This window comes from Oleiphilus sp. HI0086 (assembly GCF_001635225.1).
Genome location: NZ_LWFZ01001047.1, coordinates 1 through 749, shown reverse-complemented (window position 1 = coordinate 749; position 749 = coordinate 1). Strand labels below are relative to the sequence as shown.

Here is a 749-nt window from a genome sequence, read left to right as displayed (position 1 = left end):
GAAGGCACTTACTCGTGTCCATGTTTGTTCGCAAATCGACTTCGAAAGGGCTTTGTTTTGCAGTTGGTGTGCGTTATTGATTGGCCGGTCAGCTGGCCTCACAGAAGCTAACCAAAGATTGCTGTTCGTCGCTGGTTTACTGCAAGATATTGGTAAACACGCACCCGATACCGAGACGATTGAGTTTCCCACAAAGGTTAATGGCCCTTTCTTTTCTCCAGCTAGCTCGCTTGACGGCAGAGATATTCACCCTCTGATTAGTTCACGTTTAGTTGAAAAGTACCTACCTGAGCTAGAAGGGCTTGCGGAGCTGGTTCTACACCACCACGCACGAAATGACGGAACTGGCTTTCCAAATCTCATTGGTGAGCCTCAACTTGGTCTAGACGCCCAGATTTTAGTGATCGCCAATGAGTTAAGTGACCGCCTTGATCAGCTAGGTGGTCACAATCAGATATCTCATACCTTATCAAACCTTAGGCTCAATTCTTTTTTGTATTTTGAAAGGGCGCATCAGCATTGGATCACCTTAGTTGAAGCGCACCTGTCTAGCCCGATCGAGTCACCAAAGAACTCAAATCTGTTTCTTGATATTGAAAGCAAGATTAAAGAGCTCGAGAAAATGCTGTCGTGCTTACTCGTCGTCAGTGCTGAGCTACTTCCGTATGATTTTGACCTGAGTGTCCATGGTTTGCGTTCAATGATTCATCGTCTCGTTAGGCTTTCAACCGATACCGGAGTGTTTGATC

General features: G+C 46.1%; 1 protein-coding gene. It reads left to right on the top strand.

Translation table 11 applies throughout. The features are described 5' to 3' along the window. Nucleotides 1-76 precede the first annotated feature (76 nt). Nucleotides 77-749: HD-GYP domain-containing protein (locus A3756_RS18740; RefSeq protein ID WP_197481381.1), on the top strand; the 673-nt coding region annotated here is incomplete at its 3' end.